At 77.6% G+C, this 930-nt stretch carries 1 protein-coding gene; it reads left to right on the forward strand.

Going from position 1 to position 930, the window contains the following annotated elements; genetic code table 11:
- A partial coding sequence (locus HMPREF3099_RS10620; RefSeq protein ID WP_070705961.1) for an SIS domain-containing protein occupies positions 1-930 on the forward strand: 930 nt, incomplete at both ends.

The raw sequence follows: 930 nt of genomic DNA on the forward strand, positions 1-930 counted from the left end.
CGAGGTGGTGGACCTGGTGGTGGGGCAGGCCTCGCCGACCGCGGTGCACACCCTGCACGGTGGGCCGCTGCCGGCCTGGGTGGGGCCGCTCGACCTCGTGGTGGCGCTCAGCCTCTCCGGGCAGGAGGCCGGGGCGGTGACCCTGGCGCACGAGGCGGCGCGCCGGGGCGCGGCCGTCCTCACCGTGGGGGCTGCCGACACCCCGCTGTCCGATGCGGCCCAGCGCGCCCGGGGCGTGCACGTGCCGGTGGGGCAGGGGCCCACGAGCTCCCGCACCGCGCTGTGGGGACTGCTCGTGCCGGTGCTCCTGGGGCTCCGGGAGGTCGGGCTGCTGCAGGCGCGCGACGACCTGTGGGAGTCGCTCGCACGCACGCTCGACGCCGTGGCCGAGGAGTGCCGCCCGGACTCCGCGGCGTTCGTGAACCCGGCCAAGGTGGCCGCGCTGACCCTCGCCGAGACGCTGCCGGTGGTGCTCGGCGACGGTCCCGTCGCCGGGGTGGCGGCCCGCCGGGCCGCGAGCATGCTCAGCCGGAGTGCCCGGGTGCCGGCCACCTCCGGTGAGCTGCCCCACGCGGCGAGCGAGGTGGTGGCCTGCCTCGACGGGCCGTACGCCACCGGTGAGGGCTGGAACGCCACCACCGATCGGGGAGCCGGCGGTGGGCGGGACATCTTCGCCGACCCCTTCCTCGACGCCCCACAGCAGACGCCGTTGGGCCTGTGGTTGCTCGGCCGCGACGAGCTGGGCGCGATGGCGCAGCGCGTCTCCGCCATCGCGAGCGGGGCCGGCGTGCGCGTGGTGGACTGCCTGGCCGTCGGGGACGAGCCGCTGGTGGACCTGGCCCGGCTCGTGGCGCGCGTGGACTTCACGGCCACCTACCTGGCGCTGGGCCTGGGCCTGGACCCGGCGCGCTCCCCGCACCTGGCCGCCCT

It is taken from the genome of Kytococcus sp. HMSC28H12, from assembly GCF_001816045.1.
GTDB classification, from domain to species: domain Bacteria; phylum Actinomycetota; class Actinomycetes; order Actinomycetales; family Dermatophilaceae; genus Kytococcus; species Kytococcus schroeteri.